We start from the raw sequence: 676 nt of genomic DNA, 5'->3' as shown, positions 1-676 counted from the left end.
GATTCGTGGAGATGCGATTCTCAGAGTGCTTAGTTCAGAGAGAGGCTTCCACGGCTTGCCGTTCGGGGGCCTTTTTCTTTTGCGGTTTCAGACTCCTTGTTTCATGGTGGACTTCCGAAAGGCCTCAAACAGGTCGTCCAGTTGTCCGGCGATAAACGCTGCGAAACGCGCTCCTTCAGCCTCTCCCACCGCAATCATGGTAGTTTTTCCGTTGTCTTTGAGGCTGACGCTGACTGTTTTGTCTGGAGCAGCCCAGGATTTCATAGCAATCTTGGGCTTTGATGGCTTGGCAGGACCCGCAGGTTCCTTGATCGCATTATGATCCAATGGCAGCGTCTCAAGCAGAATAATGAATCTCTCGTCGGACGTTGCCTCGCGTAATTTTTTTTTGCGAATAAGATCGAAAGCTTTTGCGAGTGAGCCGTCGACTGAATAGCGGTTCGAGAATTCTTGCCATCGTCCTCGACCAATCCCGGGAGCTTTACCAATCGATTGCAGTATCTCCTTGTCGACCGACGAGGCGATTTTGATCATCTCGGAGACATGCGATTTTCCTGTCGACAACGAAGCGCAGATGGTGTCCCGTTTGTACCCCGCTTCCTGCTGTGCAAGCGCAAACGCGCACTTTTCAATGTATGAAAGATCCTCGCGAGCGGTGTTTTCTTCGCCTTGGAAA

The 676-nt window shown here is 51.2% G+C and carries 1 protein-coding gene; it reads right to left on the bottom strand.

Annotation, left to right across the window (positions count from 1 at the left end; translation table 11 throughout):
• Nucleotides 1-87: 87 nt before the first annotated feature.
• Nucleotides 88-676 (bottom strand): plasmid partitioning protein RepB C-terminal domain-containing protein (locus ACXJ7R_RS35475; protein WP_457155854.1); only part of this gene is annotated, 589 nt, incomplete at its 5' end.

The organism is Mesorhizobium sp. P5_C1 (genome assembly GCF_054049815.1).
Note: the sequence above shows the minus strand (reverse complement) of the source record. Positions and strands in the feature narration are given on the sequence as shown.